This window comes from Mycobacterium sp. ENV421, assembly GCF_002887815.1.
Lineage (GTDB): Bacteria > Actinomycetota > Actinomycetes > Mycobacteriales > Mycobacteriaceae > Mycobacterium.
On the sequence record NZ_PDHO01000028.1, the window covers coordinates 48,899 to 65,065 of the forward strand.

The window sequence follows — 16,167 nt, forward strand, 5'->3', positions numbered from 1 at the left end:
CGAGCGTTGGAAGTCCGTCATGATGGACAACTACGGCACCCCGCCGTTGGCATTGGCCAGCGGCGACGGCGCCGTCGTCACCGACGAGAACGGCAAGAGCTACCTCGATCTGCTCGGCGGTATCGCGGTCAACATCCTCGGCCACCGCCACCCGGCGATCATCGACGCGGTCACCACCCAGCTCAACACGCTGGGGCACACCTCGAACCTGTATGCGACCGAGCCGGGTATCGCGCTGGCCGAGGCGCTGGTCGACCAGCTCGGCGCGCCGGCGCGGGCGTTCTTCTGCAACTCCGGCACCGAGGCCAACGAGGTCGCCTTCAAGATCACCCGGCTGACCGGCCGCACGAAACTCGTTGCCGCCCAGAACGCCTTCCACGGCCGCACGATGGGCTCGCTCGCGTTGACCGGCCAGCCCGCCAAGCAGGCGCCGTTCGAACCGCTGCCCGGCTTCGTCACTCACGTGCCCTACGGCGATGTCGATGCGCTCGCAGCAGCTGTCGGCGATGACACCGCGGCGGTCTTCCTGGAGCCCATCATGGGCGAAGGCGGCGTGGTGGTGCCGCCCGAGGGCTATCTTGTCGCCGCACGCGAGATCACCAGCCGCCACGGCGCACTGCTGGTGCTCGACGAGGTGCAGACCGGTGTCGGGCGCACCGGTGCGTTCTTCGCTCACCAGCACGACGGCATCACACCCGACATCGTCACGCTGGCAAAGGGACTCGGCGGCGGACTGCCGATCGGGGCCTGCCTGGCCATCGGCCCGACCGCCGACCTGTTGACCCCCGGCCTACATGGCAGCACCTTCGGTGGCAACCCGGTGTGCACCGCGGCCGCCCTGGCGGTGCTCACGGTGCTTGACCACGACGACCTGGTCACCCGCGCCGACGTCCTCGGCAAGACGCTGAGCCACGGCATCGAGGCGCTGGGCCACCCGCTGGTCGACCATGTCCGGGGACGGGGTCTGTTGCGCGGTGTGGTGCTGACCGCGCCGCAGGGCAAGATCGTCGAAACCGCCGCCCGTGACGCCGGTTTCCTGGTCAACGCCGCCGCACCCGACGTGGTGCGACTGGCCCCGCCGCTGATCATCACCGAAGCGCAGATCGACAGTTTCCTGCACGCACTACCCGCGATCCTGGACGAGGCGGCCCGATGAGCACCCTGAGACATTTCCTGCGTGACGACGACCTGAACCAGCAGGAGCAGGCCGAGATCCTGGAACTGGCGGCCGTTCTCAAGAAGGAGCCGATGAGCCGGCGCCCGCTGGAGGGCCCGCGCGGCGTGGCGGTGATCTTCGACAAGAACTCCACCCGCACCCGGTTCTCGTTCGAGGTGGGCATCGCCCAACTCGGCGGGCACGCCGTCGTGGTCGACGGCCGTGCCACCCAGTTGGGTCGAGAAGAGACCCTCGAGGACACCGGCCGGGTGCTGTCCCGCTACGTCGACGCGATCGTCTGGCGAACCTTCGCGCAGCAGCGGCTGAACGCAATGGCCTCCGCGGCAACGGTTCCCGTGGTCAACGCGCTGTCGGACGAGTTCCACCCGTGCCAGGTGCTGGCGGATCTGCAGACCCTGGCCGAGCGCAAGGGCTCGCTGAACGGCCTACGGATGACCTACTTCGGCGACGGCGCCAACAACATGGCGCACTCGCTGATGCTCGGCGGCGTGACCGCGGGCATCCACGTGACAATCGCCGCGCCGGCCGGATTCGAGCCGCACCCGATGTTCGTGGCCGCCGCCGAACACCGTGGCGCGCAGACCGGCGCCACCGTCACACTCACCACCGATGCGGTCGCCGGCGCGAAAGGCGCCGACGTCCTGGTCACCGACACCTGGACGTCGATGGGGCAGGAGAACGACGGCCTCGACCGGGTGGTGCCGTTCCGGCCCTTCCAGCTCAACGCCGGCCTTCTCGACCACGCCGACTCCGATGCCGTTGTGCTGCACTGCCTGCCGGCCCACCGTGGACACGAGATCACCGACGAGGTGATCGACGGCCCGCACAGTGCGGTGTGGGACGAAGCCGAGAACCGGCTGCACGCTCAGAAGGCGCTGCTGGTGTGGTTGCTGGAGAACAGGTGACCAGCGAGGTCAGCACCACACGGGCCGGGCGGCAGGCCCGGATCGTGGCGCTGCTGTCCTCCCAGTCGGTCCACAGCCAGAGTGAGCTCGCCGCGCTCTTGGCCGACGAGGGCATCGACGTCACCCAGGCGACGTTGTCGCGTGACCTCGAGGAACTGGGCGCGGTCAAGCTGCGCGGTGCCGACGGCGGCAGCGGCGTCTACGTCGTGCCCGAGGACGGCAGCCCGGTGCGGGGGATATCCGGCGGCACCGAGCGGGTGTCCCGCCTGCTCGGCGATCTGCTGGTGTCCACCGACGCCAGTGGCAACCTGGCCGTGCTGCGCACCCCGCCCGGTGCGGCGCACTACCTGGCCAGTGCGATCGACCGGGCGGCGCTGCCCGACGTCGTCGGCACCGTCGCCGGCGATGACACCATCCTGGTGGTGGCCCGCGAGCCGATGACCGGCGCGCAACTGGCCACCATGTTCGAGACCATTCACTAGAACCCAAAGGCAAAGGAGCACTTCATGTCCGAACGCGTCATCTTGGCGTATTCCGGCGGCCTGGACACCTCGGTGGCCATCAGCTGGATCGGCAAGGAGACCGGCAAGGAGGTGGTGGCCGTCGCCATCGACCTCGGCCAGGGCGGCGAGGACATGGAGGTCGTCCGCCAGCGTGCCCTCGATTGCGGTGCCGTCGAAGCGGTCGTGGTCGATGCCCGCGACGAGTTCGCCGAGCAGTACTGCCTGCCGGCTATCAAGTCCAACGCCCTGTACATGGATCGCTACCCGTTGGTGTCGGCGCTGAGCCGGCCGCTGATCGTCAAGCATCTGGTGACCGCGGCCCGCGAACATCGTGGTGGCATCGTCGCGCACGGCTGCACCGGCAAGGGCAACGACCAGGTTCGCTTCGAGGTCGGATTCGCCTCGCTGGCACCAGATCTCGAGGTGCTGGCCCCGGTCCGCGACTACGCCTGGACCCGGGAGAAGGCGATCGCGTTCGCCGAGGAGAACGCCATCCCGATCAACGTCACCAAGCGCTCGCCGTTCTCCATTGACCAGAACGTGTGGGGGCGCGCGGTGGAAACCGGCTTCCTGGAACATCTCTGGAACGCGCCGACCAAGGACGTGTACGACTACACCGAAGACCCGACGCTGAACTGGAGCACCCCTGACGAGGTGATCGTCGGCTTCGAGAAGGGGGTGCCTGTCTCCATCGATGGACGCGGCGTTTCCGTTTTGCAGGCCATCGAGGAGCTCAACCGCCGCGCCGGTGCCCAGGGGGTGGGTCGCCTCGACGTCGTCGAAGACCGGCTGGTCGGCATCAAGAGCCGGGAGATCTACGAAGCCCCGGGCGCGATGGTGCTGATCACCGCCCACACCGAACTCGAGCACGTCACGCTGGAGCGTGAACTCGGGCGGTTCAAGCGCACCACCGATCGCAAGTGGAGCGAGTTGGTGTACGACGGACTGTGGTTCTCGCCGCTCAAGCGGTCCCTGGAGGCTTTCGTCGCCGACACCCAACAGCATGTGACCGGCGAGATCCGGATGGTGTTGCACGGCGGGCACATCGCGGTCAACGGCCGGCGCAGCCCGACGTCGCTGTACGACTTCAACCTCGCCACCTACGACGAGGGCGACACCTTCGACCAGTCGTCGGCCAAGGGATTCGTCCATGTGCACGGGTTGTCGTCGAAGATCGCCGCCCGCCGGGACTTGGCAGGCAATCAGACGTGAGCACCAACGAGGGCTCGCTGTGGGGCGGCCGCTTCGCCGACGGCCCGGCGCCCGCCCTGGCGGCGCTGAGCAAGTCCACCCATTTCGACTGGGTGTTGGCGCCCTACGACGTGGCCGCCTCCAAGGCGCACGCCAAGGTGCTGCACACCGCGGGCCTGCTGACCGACGAGCAGCGCGACGGATTGCTCGCCGGCCTGGACAGCCTGGGACAGGACGTCGCCGACGGCAGCTTCACGCCGTTGGTCACCGACGAGGACGTGCACGGGGCGCTGGAGCGCGGCCTCATCGACCGGGTCGGTCCGGATCTCGGTGGCCGGCTGCGGGCAGGACGGTCACGAAATGACCAGGTGGCCACCTTGTTCCGGATGTGGCTGCGGGACGCGATGCGACGCGTCGCCGACGGCGCCCTCGAAGTGGTCGCCGCATTGTCGATGCAGGCCGCCGCTCACCCGACGGCGATCATGCCGGGCAAGACCCACCTGCAGGCCGCGCAACCGGTGCTGCTGGCCCACCACCTCCTGGCACACGCCCACCCGCTGCTGCGTGACGTCGACCGTATCGCCGACTTCGACGACCGCACCGCGGTATCGCCCTATGGTTCGGGCGCTCTCGCCGGCTCGTCGCTGGGGTTGGATCCGGACGCCATCGCCGAGGAGCTGGGATTCGCTGCCGCAGCCGACAATTCGATCGACGCTACTGCTTCTCGCGACTTCGCCGCCGAGGCTGCCTTCGTGCTGGCGATGATCGGAGTCGACCTGTCCCGGCTGGCCGAGGACATCATCCTCTGGAGCACAACCGAATTCGGCTATGCGACGCTGCACGACGCCTGGTCGACGGGCAGCTCCATCATGCCGCAGAAGAAGAACCCGGACATCGCCGAACTCGCCCGCGGCAAGTCGGGCCGGTTGATCGGTAACCTCACCGGCCTGCTGGCGACCCTGAAGGCTCAGCCGCTGGCCTACAACCGGGACCTGCAGGAAGACAAGGAGCCGGTGTTCGACTCGGTGGCTCAACTCGAGCTCGTGCTGCCCGCGATGGCCGGACTGGTCGCGACCCTGCGATTCGACACCGACCGGATGGCCGCACTCGCGCCGGCCGGCTACACCCTTGCCACCGACGTCGCCGAGTGGCTGGTGCGCCGCGGGGTGCCGTTCCGGGTGGCCCACGAAGCGGCAGGTGCCGCGGTGCGGACCGCCGAGGGCCGCGGGGTCGGCCTCGATGAGCTCACCGATGCGGAACTGGCCGAGATCAGCGGCGAGCTGACCCCGGATGTGCGCAGTGTGCTGACCGTCGACGGGTCGGTGTCCTCCCGCGACGCCCGCGGCGGCACCGCGCCGACCCAGGTGGCCGCTCAGCTGGGCGTGGTGCGGGACAGTGTCGAGAAGCTGCGGTTGCGTCTGCGGCGCTGAATCACTCGAGTTGTTCCGAAAGATCCAGCCAGCGCGCCTCGGCCGCGGCGACTTCGTTTTCTAGTGCGCGCAATTCCGTTGTCAAACGGCCGATTTCGACGTGGTCGGACTGATCGTGCGCGGCCAGCTCGGCATGCATCGCGGTGATGCGGCCGTCGAGTTTGGCCAACGACCGCTCGATCGACGTGATCTCTTTCTGCACACTGCGTAATTCGGCGCCCGACAGCGCTTCGGACGACGGTGCAGAGCCGGATCGGGTGGGGGAGCCAGGCGTCGCGGCGGCGGGTTGCGCCTTCGCCAGCCGCAGGTACTCGTCCACGCCGCCCGGAAGGTGGCGTAGCCGCCCGCCGAGGATCGCGTACTGCTGATCGGTGACGCGCTCGAGCAGGTAGCGGTCGTGGGATACGACGATCAGGGTGCCCGGCCAGGAGTCCAGCAGATCCTCGGTGGCCGCCAACATATCGGTGTCGACATCGTTGGTGGGCTCGTCGAGGATCAGCACGTTCGGCTCCGACAAAATCGTGAGCAACAGCTGGAGCCGACGTCGTTGGCCGCCGGACAGTTCCCCGACTCGCGCGGACAGGTGTTCGCGGCGGAAGCCGAGCCGTTCCAGCAGCTGAGCCGGTGTGACGTCCTTGCCGTCGACAGAGAAATCGGTCTGCAGCTGGGCGAGAACCTCGCGGACCATATCGCCCTCGAACCCGGCGAGAATGCCTGCCTGCTGGTCGAGCATCGCGAGCTTGACGGTCTTGCCGCGCTTGACCCTGCCGCTGTCGGGTGTCACCGTGCCCGCGATCAGGCCCAGCAGCGTCGACTTGCCTGCACCGTTAGCGCCGAGGATCCCGGTGCGCTCGCCGGGCGCGATCCGCCACTCGATGTCGCGCAGCACCTGTCGTCCGTCGTAGGTCACGCCGACGTCGAGGAGGTCGACGACTTCTTTACCCAGCCGGGCGGTCGCCAGTTTGGCGAGTTCGATCGGGTTGCGCAGTGGCGGCACGTCTTCGATCAGCTGGTTGGCGGCTTCGATGCGGAACTTCGGTTTGGACGTCCGCGCGGGCGCACCGCGCCGCAACCAGGCCAGCTCCTTCTTCATCAGGTTCTGGCGCTTGGCTTCCACTGTCGCGGCCTGCCGGTCCCGTTCGACCCGCTGCAGAATGTAGGCGGCGTAGCCGCCGTCGAACGGTTCGACGATGCCATCGTGAACCTCCCAGGTGGTGAGGGCCACCTCGTCGAGGAACCACCGATCGTGGGTCACGACGAGCAGCCCGCCGCCGGTGCGGGCCCACCGCGTCTTGAGGTGCCCGGCCAGCCAGGTGATGCCCTCGACATCGAGGTGGTTGGTGGGCTCGTCGAGTGCGATCACATCCCAGTCGCCCATCAACAGCCGGGCCAGCTGAACGCGGCGGCGCTGACCGCCGGACAGCGTCGACACCAGCGCATCCCACGCGATATCCGCGACCAGTCCACCAACGACGTCACGGACCTTGGGGTCACCGGCCCACTCGTGATCAGCCAGGTCGCCCACCAGGACGTGCCCGACCGTGCTGGCGTCGTCGAGGGTGTCGGATTGGTCGAGTGCGCCCACGTGGACGCCGGTGCGACGGGTCACCCGCCCCGAATTCGGTGTCAGTTGCCCGGTCAGCATGCTCAGCAGGCTCGATTTGCCGTCGCCGTTGCGGCCCACGATGCCGATGCGGTCGCCTTCGTTGACTCCGACGGTCACGGAGTCGAAGACCACCTGGGTCGGGAATTGCAGGTGCAGGGCTTCAGCTCCGAGCAGGTGTGCCACTGGCATGAGGCTACTGGGGAGCACTGAAAGCGACGGGACGCGGATCGGCGTTATGCCATGATGTGCTGGCTGTCGGGGCCTCATGCAGCAGCGACGTGGGACAGGGGAACACCCGTGGATCTGAACTTGTCGGCGGTCACCAGGCCTGTGGAGCGCCTGATGGCGACGGCGCAGAACGGTTTCGAGGTACTGCGGCTGGGGGGTCTGGAAACCGGGGCGGTGCCGTCACCGTTCCAGATCGTCGAGAGCAAGCCGATGTACAAGCTCCGGCGCTACTTTCCGCCGGACAGCAGGCCCGGCCAGCGGCCCGCGGGCCCGCCGGTGCTCATGGTCCACCCGATGATGATGTCGGCGAACATGTGGGACGTCACCCGGGAGGACGGCGCTGTCGGCATCCTGCACGAGGCGGGCCTCGACCCGTGGGTGATCGACTTCGGCTCACCCGACGAGGTCGAGGGTGGCATGGAACGCAACCTCACCGACCACATCGTCGCGCTCAGCGAGGCCATCGACACTGTCAAGGAATCCACCGGTCAGAGCGTCCATCTGGCGGGCTATTCGCAGGGCGGCATGTTCTGCTACCAGACCGCCGCCTACCGGCGGACCAAGGACATCGCCAGCATCGTTGCATTCGGCTCCCCGGTCGACACCCTGGCTGCGCTGCCGATGGGGATCCCGCCCAACATCGGTGCGGTGGCCGCGGACTTCATGGCCGACCACGTGTTCAACCGCATCGACGTTCCGGGATGGTTGGCCCGCACCGGTTTTCAGATGCTCGACCCGCTCAAGACGGCGAAGGCCCGCATCGACTTCCTGCGCCAGCTGCATGACCGCGACGCGCTGCTGCCGCGCGAGCAGCAGCGGCGCTTCCTGGATTCCGAAGGCTGGATCGCCTGGTCGGGCCCCGCGGTTTCCGAGCTGCTCAAGCAGTTCATCTCGCACAACCGGATGATGTCGGGCGGGTTCAACATCAACGGTCAGCTGGTGACGTTGTCCGATATCACCTGCCCGGTGCTGGCGTTCGTCGGTGAGGTCGACGACATCGGTCAGCCCGCCTCGGTGCGCGGCATCAAGCGCGCCGCCCCCGGCGCCGACGTCTACGAGGTGATGATCCGGGCCGGCCACTTCGGTCTGGTGGTCGGATCCAAGGCGGCGACGGCGACGTGGCCGACGGTGGCGGACTGGGTGCGCTGGCTGTCCGGGCAGGATTCCCGGCCCGCCGCGATCGCGCCCATGCAGGACAGCGACGCCGAGCCGGACGAGTCCGGGGTGGCGCTGTCCGCGCGGCTGATGCACGGCGTTGCCGAGGCGTCGGAAGTCGCCTGGTCGTTGGCGCGCGGTGCGGCCGGGGCGGTGGTGAACACCAGGAAGTCGATGCGCACGCTCGCGGTCGAGACCGCCCGCACGCTGCCGCGCCTGACCCGGCTGGGCCAGATCAACGACCACACCAGAATCTCGCTCGGCCGCATCATCGACGAGCAGGCCGACGGCGCGCCCAACGGTGAGTTCCTGTTGTACGACGGGCGGGTGCACACCTACGAGGCGGTGAACCGACGGATCAACAACGTTGTCCGCGGCCTGATCTCGGTCGGCGTGCGTCAGGGCGTACGGGTCGGTGTCCTGATGGACACCCGGCCGTCGGCGCTGGTGGCGATCGCCGCGTTGTCCCGCCTCGGTGCGGTCGCGGTGCTGATGCCGCCGGACGCCGACCTCGACGAAGCGGTCCGCATCGGTGGCGTCAGCGAGGTCATCACCGACCCGGGCAACCTCGACGCGGCCTGCAAGCTCCCGGTGCAGGTGCTGGTTCTCGGCGGCGGCGAGACCCGCGACCTGAATCTGCCCGACGACAGCAACGTCGTCGACATGGAGAAGATCGATCCGGACGCCGTGGCGCTGCCGGGGTGGTACCGGCCCAACCCGGGGTTTGCGCGGGACCTGGCGTTCGTCGCGTTCAACACCGTCGGCGGGGCGCTGGTGCCCAAGCAGATCACCAACTACCGCTGGGCGTTGTCCGCGTTCGGCACCGCCTCGGCCGCCGCGCTGGGCCGCGGTGACACCGTGTACTGCCTGACTCCGCTGCACCACCAGTCCGGGTTGTTGGTCAGCCTCGGCGGCGCCGTGGTCGGCGGCACCCGCATCGCGCTGTCGCGCGGGCTGCACCCGGACCGCTTCCTCACCGAGATCCGGCAGTACGGCGTCACCGTCGTCTCCTACACCTGGACGATGCTGCGCAGCGTTGTCGACGACCCGGATTTCCGGTTGCGCGGCAATCATCCGGTGCGGCTGTTCATCGGCTCGGGTATGCCGCCGGGACTCTGGCAGCGGACCGTCGAGGCCTTCAGCCCCGCCAACGTGGTCGAGTTCTTCGCCACCACCGACGGTCAGGCCGTGCTGGCGAATGTGGCCGGAGCCAAGATCGGCAGCAAGGGCCGCCCGTTGCCCGGCGGCGGCCAGGTCGAGTTGGCTGCCTACGACGCCGACGACGACCTGATCCTGGAGGACGACCGCGGATTCGTCGCGGTCGCTGAGCCCAACGAGGTCGGTGTGCTGCTGGCCCGGCCGTGGGGACCGATCGACCCGACCGCCTCTGTCAAGCGCGGCGTGTTCGCCCCGGGGGACACCTGGATTTCCACCGAGTACGTGTTCCGGCGCGACGCCGACGGCGACTTCTGGCTGCTGGGCAACCGCCCGCTGCTGATCCGAACCGAACGCGGCGTCGTGTTTCCGGAATCGGTCACCGACGCCGTCGGCCGGATCAACGCCGTCGACCTGGCCGCCACCTACAGCGTCGAGGGGGCCGACGGCGTCATCGCTGTCACCGCGATCACGCTGCGCGACGGCATGGCCGTGACCACCGCGGACCTGACCGACGCGTTCGCGTCGATGCCCGTCGGCCTGGCGCCCGACGTGGTTCATGTGGTGCCGGAGATGCCGCTCAGCGCCACGTGCCGTCCGACGGTGTCGGCGTTGCGCGCCGACGGGATACCGAAGGCTTCTCGTAACGCCTGGCATGTGGAGCCCGATACGGGGAAGTACAAGCGTTTGACGGCTGCGGCACGCGCTCAGCTTTGCGGTACCGCTGACTCGAGCGGCACCGAGAACTGAGCCTCTGCCCAGGTCGCGCGGCGCTGTTAGGCTCGCCGATAATCGCAGATCGCCACGCGTCGGAGGAATGCATGACAACCCAGACCGTTTCACGTCACTGGCGTCGCGCCGTCCGCGGCACGGCGATCGGTGCCCTGGCCGCTGGGCTGCTGGTCGGCGTCGGCACGCAGCAGGCGCTGGCTGACCCGAGCACCGCACCGGCCACCCCGACGGCCCCGGCGACAGCTGATGCCAACGGTGTCCCGCAGTTCCAGAGTGCCGACCAGTTGCTGATGTTCATCGACCAGAACTACGACCAGGGCGCCAGCGGCGGCCAGTTGTCCAATCTGATCAAATCGGTGATGAAGCTGCGGGCACAGGGCATCAAGCCGTCGAGGACGAACATCGCTGAGATCCAGAACGCGCTTCAGTACCGCCCCAATCAGAAACCGCTGATCCAGGCGCTCCAGAACACGTTGGGTTACCAGCAGAAGATCTTCGCCCAGATGCAGCTCCTGCAGCAGGCGCAGCAGCGACAGCAGAACAATGCCGTGATGGGTGCCGGCCAGATGCCCAGCGATGGCGCACCGACCATCGGCGGCAATCAGGCCCCGGCGGCGGCGCCTCCGGCTGTGAGCCCGTAGCCCACATGCTCGACCAGAAACTGTTGAACATCCTGGTGTGCCCGGCCGACCGCGGGCCGCTGCTGCTGGTGGACGAACTTCTGTACAACCCTCGGCTGCACAAGGCCTACCGCATCGATGACGACATCCCGGTGTTGCTGGTCGACGAGGCCGTCGACGTCAGCCCCGAGGAGCATCAGCGTCTGATGGCGCGCTCGGAGTCCTAACCCGTCAGGGCAATCGGGCGTACCGTTGCGCCATGGGGGACGCCGTCGTCGTCGAGCAGTTGGATGGCGAACTCGCCAACTGGGATCCTTCCTTCACGCGACACGTGCTTGGCCGGATGTGGCCGTTGTTGCGGTTGTACTTTCGCGCCGAGGTCCGTGGACTCGAGTTGATGCCGCGGTCGGGCGGCGCGCTGGTGGTGTGCAACCACTCCGGGGGCATGTTGACACCCGATGTGCCGATCTTCGGGCCGGCGTTCTATGCCGAGTTCGGTTATGAGCGGCCCCTGTACACGCTGGCGCACTACGGAATCTTCATCGCGCCGTGGGGTCCGCTGCTGCCACGTCTGGGTGTTGTGCACGCCAGCCCGAAGGCGGCCAGGGCCGCACTGGACGCCGGGGCCGTCGTGCTGGTCTTCCCTGGCGGTGACTACGACGCCTACCGGCCCACAACACGGCAGAACGCGATCGACTTCGACGGCCGCACCGGCTATGCGCGCACCGCGATAGAAACGGGTGTGCCGATCGTGCCGATGGTCTCGATCGGCGCCCAGGAGACCCAGTTCTTCCTCGGCCGTGGGACACGCTTTGCGAAGCTATTGGGGCTCAACAAGATTCGCATGGACATGCTGCCGGCGACGGTCGGGCTCCCGTTCGGGCTGACTGTCACCTTCCCGCCGAACCTGCCGTTGCCCTCCAAAATCGTGATGGAGGTCCTCGAACCGGTGGATCCCGCGGCGTTCGGGAGGCATCCGGATGTCGACGAGGTCGACACCCATGTGCGCCGGGTGATGCAGCGGGCGCTGAACCGGCTGTCACGCGAACGGCGGTTACCCATCCTGGGTTGAGGGTCAGTACAGCGAAGGCAATTCGCCGGTGAGGTAGCGCTGCAATGTGGGGGCGATGGTGTCGCTGATCTGTTCCGGTGTCAGTGACGCGAACGGCTCGAGCCCGATGATGTAGCGCGCCATCACCACACCGACCAGCTGCGAGGCCACGAACTGGACGCGCAATCGTCCCGTGCCCGGTGGGTTGTCGACTCGGCGCCCGACTTCGGCTGTGACGATCTCCTGGAGGAACGAGCGGACGAGAGACACATCGGCGCCCGCCAGCAGTGACCGCATCGTCGCGATCAGCCCGTTGCCCATCTCCGAATCCCACAGCGGCAGAAGGATCGACGGCAGGACGCGGCCGAGGTCGTCGACCGGGGTGTCGCGCAGCGGTACCAGCACCGCCATGGGGTCGATCGGGATGTTGACCGCCGCCGCGAACAGTTGTTCCTTGGTGCCGAAGTAGTGGTGCACCAGGGCCGAGTCGACACCGGCGGCCGCGGCGATCGACCGGATCGAGGTCTTGTCGATACCGTTGCGGGCGAACAGTTCTCGCGCGTTGGCCAGGATCCGTTCGCGGGTATCGGACGTGCCCGGTGGGCGTCCGGGCCGCTTGCTCCGCCGGGGTTCGGCGGTCACGGGGTGCGCCGCCGCAGGGTGGCCGCGGCCAAAGCCATGGCCGTCGTCGCGAAAGCCAGTACCACGATGATGTCCCGGACCGCGGTTGCGGTCAGGTCGGTGTGGGTGTTGACCTGTTGTAAGGCCTCCAACGCGTAGCTGGCGGGCATCGCGTTGCTGATCCATTCCAGCCAGGTCGGCATCTGATTGCGCGGCACGATGATCCCGGCGAGCAGCAGTTGGGGCACGATGACCACCGGCATGAACTGCACGGCTTGAAATTCGGTGCGCGCGAATGCGCTTGCCAGCAGACCGAGGCCGACACCGAGCACCGCGTTGATGACGGCGATGACGAACACCCAGACCGGGCTGCCCAAGGTGTCGAACCCCAACAGCCAGAACGCGACGACGCACGCCAGGATCGCCTGCGCGGCGGCCGCGACCGAGAATGCCGTGCCGTAGGCGGCCAGCAGGTCCAGCCGACGCAGCGGGGTGGTCAGGATTCGTTCCAACGTTCCCGAGGATCGTTCGCGCTGCATGGTGATCGAGGTGATCAGGAACATCACGAACAACGGGAACAGTCCGAGCAGAATCAGGCATGCGGTCTGGAACGGCGAGACCGCGCCAGGGAACTTCGGCACGTCGTCGAACATGAAGTACATCAACGCGATCACCGCGCTGGGCACCACGAGAATCATTGCGACACTTCGATGATCGGCTCGCAGTTGGCGCAGGATGCGGCCTGTGGTGGCCAGATAGGGGCCCAGATAAGCGCGGAGCCTCAGCTTGCTGACGCTGCGGTGCTGTGCCTGATGATGGACAGGAACGCTTCCTCCAGTGACGTGCATCCGGTGTCCTCTCGCAGTCGGGTGGGGGTGGTCTGGGCCAACAGTCGGCCTTCGCGCATGAGGAGCAGGCCCGCGCAGTGGTCGGCCTCGTCCATCACGTGACTGGACACCAGCAAGGTGGTGCCCCGCCGGGCCAGCTCATCGAACTGGGCCCACAGGTCCACGCGCAGCACCGGATCAAGGCCGACCGTCGGCTCGTCGAGTACCAGCAGGTCGGGCTGACAGACCAGCGCGCAGGCCAGCGACACCCTGGCGCGCTGTCCGCCGGACAGGTTCGCGCAGTAGGCCGCGGCGTGGTCGCGCAGTCCGACGTCGTCGACCGCGCGATCGGCCACCGCGGGGGCGGCGCCGTACAGCGCGGCGAAGTAGCGGACGTTGTCGATGACCCGGAGGTCGTTGTAGATCGTCGGATCCTGGGTGACGTAGCCGACCCGGTGCCGTAGTGCGGGGGAGCCGGCCGGGAGTCCGAGCACGGTCACGGCTCCCGACGTGACGATCTGGGTGCCGACGATGCTGCGCATCAGAGTGGTCTTGCCGCAGCCCGACGGGCCGAGCAGTCCGGTGATCGAACCGCGGGGGATCGTCACCGAGATGTCGTGCAGGGCGACCCGTTTACCGCGCACCACGCGAAGATGTTCGACCCGAATGGCGGGTTCGGCCCGGTCGACTATTAATTCATCACCCGATGAACTCATCACACGATGAATAATGCTCCCCGGCGCAGGGGCGGTCAAGGTCTGGGGCAGAATTTCGTCCGATGGGTGGCGATCAGCTGGACACGGATCCGGTCTCGGCGGCGCGACTGCTGCTCGGCGGGATGATCAGCTGCCGGGGTGTCAGCGCGCTGATCGTTGAGGTCGAGGCATACGGCGGCCCGCCGGATGGCCCGTGGCCGGACGCCTCGGCCCACTCATACCGGGGTCCGAGTATCCGCAACAACGTGATGTTCGGCCCGCCAGGCCACCTCTATACGTATCGAAGCCATGGCATCCACGTCTGCGCCAACGTGTCGTGCGGCCCCGACGGCACGGCGGCGGCGGTGCTGGTGCGGGCCGCGGCGATCGAGTCGGGTCTGGACGTGGCGCAGATCCGTCGCGGCCCGTCGGTGCGCCCGGCTGCGCTGGCCCGCGGTCCGGGCAACCTCTGTTCAGCGCTGGGCATCGTGATGGCGGACAACGGGGTCGACGTCTTCGATCCGGCGTCGCCGGTGATCGTCCGGCTCGGTGACGGGGATGGTCCGGAGAGTGCCGGCCCGCGGGTCGGGGTCTCGCAGGCCGCCGATCGGCCGTGGCGATTGTGGCTCACCGGACGTCCGGAGGTGTCGGCCTACCGTCGCAGTCCGCGCGCGCCAATCCCGGGCGCGAGCGACTGACCGCATCCCATGCGGGAAGATCAACGCATGAGCACGACGATTCTCGACGAGTTGGGCTGGCGGGAGCTGATTGCGCAGTCGACCGACATCGACGCGCTCGCCGCGGCAGCCACGCAGCCCCCGATGACGGTGTATTGCGGATTCGATCCGACCGCGCCGAGCCTGCATGCGGGAAATCTGGTGCCGTTGCTCACACTTCGCCGATTCCAGCGGGCCGGACACCGGCCGATCGTGCTGGCCGGCGGCGCCACCGGGATGATCGGTGATCCTCGTGACACCGGCGAGCGGACCATGAACACCACCGACACCGTCGCGCAGTGGGCCGAGCGTATCCGCGGCCAGCTGGAGCGTTTCGTCGACTTCGACGAGTCACCCAGCGGGGCGGTCGTGGAGAACAACCTGAATTGGACCGCGCAGCTGAGCGCCATCGATTTCCTGCGCGACGTCGGCAAGCACTTCTCGGTGAACGTGATGCTCGACCGCGACACGATCCGTCGCCGGCTCGACGGCGACGGCATCTCGTACACCGAATTCAGCTACATGCTGCTGCAGGCCAACGACTACGTGGAACTGCACCGGCGCTACGGCTGCTCACTGCAGATCGGTGGGTCCGATCAGTGGGGCAACATCATCGCCGGGGTGCGGCTGGCCCGTCAGACGCTGGGCGCGAGCGTCCATGCGTTGACGGTGCCGCTGGTCACCGCGGCGGACGGAACCAAGTTCGGTAAGTCCACCGGCGGCGGCAGCCTGTGGCTGGATCCCGAGATGACCAGCCCTTATGCCTGGTATCAGTACTTCGTCAATACCGCCGACGCCGACGTGATCCGGTACCTGCGCTGGTTCACCTTCCTGTCTGCCGATGACCTCGCCGAGCTCGCGCAGGCCACCGCGGAACGCCCCCATGAGCGCGCCGCACAGCGGCGGCTGGCCCAAGAACTGACCACGTTGGTGCACGGCCAAGCTGCGACTGACGCCGTCGAGCACGCGTCCCGGGCGTTGTTCGGCCGCGGCGAGCTATCCCGGCTTGATGAACCGACCCTGTCCGCCGCGTTGCGGGAGACGACGGTGGCCGAGCTCGGCCCAGGCGGTGCGGACGGCATCGTGGATCTGTTGGTGGCCACCGGCCTGTCGGCGAGTAAGGGTGCTGCCAAGCGCACGATCGCCGAGGGGGGAGTATCGGTCAACAACGAGAAGATCGACAGCGAGGACTGGGTGGCACAACCGTCCCACTTCCTGCACGGGCGCTGGTTGGTGCTGCGCCGAGGGAAGCGGAATATCGCTGGGGTACAGCGGGTTTGAACCTTCGGTGCGAGCGCGAAACGCCGATCTAGCAGGCGATTTGACTCGCCGTTAGCTCGTCTGTAACTTATTCCAAGTCAGAGCGGCCCGGCCAAGCCGGAGAGCGCGAAGACCTCCCGGGAATCAAACCTGGCAACAGGGTTGTTCCTCTTGTCCGCACTATATGTACGCGGCCTTCGGGTCGCGGGATTACTGCGCGGTCGAGTGGGTGACCGGGGTGTGTTGTTTGAGAACTCAATAGTGTGTTTGGTGGTTTTTGTTTGTTGTTGTTTTT

At 67.7% G+C, this 16,167-nt stretch carries 15 protein-coding genes; 11 read left to right on the top strand and 4 right to left on the bottom strand.

The genetic code is table 11. The annotated features are described in order from the left end of the window. Positions 1-19 precede the first annotated feature (19 nt). The 5 genes from CRM90_RS24110 to argH are packed head-to-tail and all read left to right on the top strand — an operon-like array spanning position 20 to position 5,206. Positions 20-1,156 carry an acetylornithine transaminase gene (locus CRM90_RS24110; protein ID WP_233209487.1) on the top strand — a complete coding sequence of 379 codons (1,137 nt, stop codon included), beginning with the start codon at positions 20-22 and terminating at the stop codon, positions 1,154-1,156. Further along, positions 1,153-2,082: an ornithine carbamoyltransferase gene (gene argF / locus CRM90_RS24115; RefSeq protein WP_102809451.1), complete on the top strand. Its 930-nt coding sequence runs from the start codon at positions 1,153-1,155 to the stop codon at positions 2,080-2,082. Before CRM90_RS24110 ends, argF begins: the two co-directional genes overlap by 4 nt. Further along, positions 2,061-2,564 (top strand): arginine repressor, encoded by a 504-nt coding sequence (locus CRM90_RS24120; protein WP_081845212.1) that lies wholly within the window; start codon positions 2,061-2,063, stop codon positions 2,562-2,564. Before argF ends, CRM90_RS24120 begins: the two co-directional genes overlap by 22 nt. Before the next feature lie 24 nt (positions 2,565-2,588). Next, positions 2,589-3,797 (top strand): argininosuccinate synthase, encoded by a 1,209-nt coding sequence (locus tag CRM90_RS24125; protein ID WP_036344796.1) that lies wholly within the window; start codon positions 2,589-2,591, stop codon positions 3,795-3,797. Continuing rightward, a complete protein-coding gene (gene argH / locus CRM90_RS24130) occupies positions 3,794-5,206 on the top strand; it encodes an argininosuccinate lyase (protein ID WP_102809452.1) in 1,413 nt (470 codons plus the stop codon). The genes CRM90_RS24125 and argH overlap by 4 nt, the downstream gene beginning before the upstream one ends. Before the next feature lies 1 nt (position 5,207). Here argH and CRM90_RS24135 read toward each other — a convergent pair whose 3' ends face one another. Continuing rightward, positions 5,208-6,995 carry an ABC-F family ATP-binding cassette domain-containing protein gene (locus tag CRM90_RS24135; protein WP_102809453.1) on the bottom strand — a complete coding sequence of 596 codons (1,788 nt, stop codon included), beginning with the start codon at positions 6,993-6,995 and terminating at the stop codon, positions 5,208-5,210. A gap of 159 nt (positions 6,996-7,154) precedes the next feature. On the opposite strand from CRM90_RS24135, the gene CRM90_RS24140 reads away from it, so the two are divergent. The 4 genes from CRM90_RS24140 (at position 7,155) to CRM90_RS24155 (ending at position 11,774) form a co-directional block, all read left to right on the top strand. Beyond that, positions 7,155-10,100 carry an acyl-CoA synthetase gene (locus tag CRM90_RS24140; protein WP_233209488.1) on the top strand — a complete coding sequence of 982 codons (2,946 nt, stop codon included), beginning with the start codon at positions 7,155-7,157 and terminating at the stop codon, positions 10,098-10,100. A 71-nt stretch (positions 10,101-10,171) separates the two neighbouring features. After that, positions 10,172-10,723, top strand: coding sequence for a hypothetical protein (locus tag CRM90_RS24145; RefSeq protein WP_102809454.1), 552 nt, complete (start codon positions 10,172-10,174; stop codon positions 10,721-10,723). Between the two features lie 5 nt (positions 10,724-10,728). After that, positions 10,729-10,929: a Trm112 family protein gene (locus CRM90_RS24150; RefSeq protein WP_102809455.1), complete on the top strand. Its 201-nt coding sequence runs from the start codon at positions 10,729-10,731 to the stop codon at positions 10,927-10,929. Between the two features lie 32 nt (positions 10,930-10,961). Continuing rightward, positions 10,962-11,774, top strand: a complete 813-nt coding sequence (locus CRM90_RS24155; RefSeq protein ID WP_102809456.1) for a 1-acyl-sn-glycerol-3-phosphate acyltransferase — start codon at positions 10,962-10,964, stop codon at positions 11,772-11,774. A 3-nt stretch (positions 11,775-11,777) separates the two neighbouring features. On the opposite strand, the gene CRM90_RS24160 is transcribed toward CRM90_RS24155, so the two are convergent. The 3 genes from CRM90_RS24160 to CRM90_RS24170 all read right to left on the bottom strand — a co-directional run bounded on the left by CRM90_RS24160 (position 11,778) and on the right by CRM90_RS24170 (position 13,920). Next, complete coding sequence (locus CRM90_RS24160) at positions 11,778-12,395, bottom strand: TetR/AcrR family transcriptional regulator (protein ID WP_102809457.1); 618 nt, start codon at positions 12,393-12,395, stop codon at positions 11,778-11,780. Beyond that, on the bottom strand, positions 12,392-13,072 hold the full coding sequence (locus tag CRM90_RS24165) for an ABC transporter permease (protein ID WP_502693313.1): 681 nt from the start codon (positions 13,070-13,072) through the stop codon (positions 12,392-12,394). The genes CRM90_RS24160 and CRM90_RS24165 overlap by 4 nt, the downstream gene beginning before the upstream one ends. A gap of 83 nt (positions 13,073-13,155) precedes the next feature. Then, on the bottom strand, positions 13,156-13,920 hold the full coding sequence (locus tag CRM90_RS24170; protein WP_102809458.1) for an ABC transporter ATP-binding protein: 765 nt from the start codon (positions 13,918-13,920) through the stop codon (positions 13,156-13,158). Positions 13,921-13,979: 59 nt separating this feature from the next. Here CRM90_RS24170 and CRM90_RS24175 point away from each other — a divergent pair, with 59 nt between their 5' ends. Beyond that, a complete protein-coding gene (locus CRM90_RS24175; RefSeq protein WP_102809459.1) occupies positions 13,980-14,594 on the top strand; it encodes a DNA-3-methyladenine glycosylase in 615 nt (204 codons plus the stop codon). Positions 14,595-14,621: 27 nt separating this feature from the next. Beyond that, positions 14,622-15,893: a tyrosine--tRNA ligase gene (gene tyrS, locus CRM90_RS24180; RefSeq protein WP_102809460.1), complete on the top strand. Its 1,272-nt coding sequence runs from the start codon at positions 14,622-14,624 to the stop codon at positions 15,891-15,893. The last annotated feature ends 274 nt before the right edge of the window (positions 15,894-16,167 follow it).

Bases quoted from the DNA above. Each gene is read 5' to 3' on its own strand.
- CRM90_RS24165 (WP_502693313.1), bottom strand. From the start codon at position 13,072: ATGATTCTCGTGGTGCCCAGCGCGGTGATCGCGTTGATGTACTTCATG.
- argF (WP_102809451.1), top strand. From the start codon at position 1,153: ATGAGCACCCTGAGACATTTCCTGCGTGACGACGACCTGAACCAGCAG.
- CRM90_RS24155 (WP_102809456.1), top strand. From the start codon at position 10,962: ATGGGGGACGCCGTCGTCGTCGAGCAGTTGGATGGCGAACTCGCCAAC.
- CRM90_RS24140 (WP_233209488.1), top strand. From the start codon at position 7,155: ATGGCGACGGCGCAGAACGGTTTCGAGGTACTGCGGCTGGGGGGTCTG.
- CRM90_RS24150 (WP_102809455.1), top strand. From the start codon at position 10,729: ATGCTCGACCAGAAACTGTTGAACATCCTGGTGTGCCCGGCCGACCGC.
- CRM90_RS24145 (WP_102809454.1), top strand. From the start codon at position 10,172: ATGACAACCCAGACCGTTTCACGTCACTGGCGTCGCGCCGTCCGCGGC.
- tyrS (WP_102809460.1), top strand. From the start codon at position 14,622: ATGAGCACGACGATTCTCGACGAGTTGGGCTGGCGGGAGCTGATTGCG.
- CRM90_RS24175 (WP_102809459.1), top strand. From the start codon at position 13,980: ATGGGTGGCGATCAGCTGGACACGGATCCGGTCTCGGCGGCGCGACTG.
- CRM90_RS24110 (WP_233209487.1), top strand. From the start codon at position 20: ATGATGGACAACTACGGCACCCCGCCGTTGGCATTGGCCAGCGGCGAC.
- CRM90_RS24125 (WP_036344796.1), top strand. From the start codon at position 2,589: ATGTCCGAACGCGTCATCTTGGCGTATTCCGGCGGCCTGGACACCTCG.